The 258-nt window shown below is 52.7% G+C and carries 1 protein-coding gene; it reads right to left on the bottom strand.

From position 1 onward, the window contains the following. On the bottom strand, positions 1-258 hold a 258-nt coding region (locus tag ACYP03_RS26890), incomplete at both ends, for a hypothetical protein (protein ID WP_459782793.1).

Genomic DNA, 258 nt, shown 5'->3' with positions numbered 1-258 from the left:
ATCATCATCGAATTTTTTCAGGACATTGTATCTGGCACCGTTGTCCTCGATGACATGCTGCAGTGTTTTTAAGTAAGCCGACAGAAATGCCTCACAGGCCTGGTGGATGTCGTCCTTATTGACGGCGTTTAAATCGTCGTCGATAGCCAGCTCGTCTGTGAGATAGCGTCCTTCCAGTAACCCGCAGCCGAAATCGCTGGCCAGTGCCAGACTGGTCAGGTAGCGGGCCAGATCCCAGACACCATACCCGACACAGGC

The sequence above is a fragment of the Photobacterium sp. R1 genome (assembly GCF_054600795.1).
This window is presented reverse-complemented; position numbering and strand designations above follow the sequence as displayed.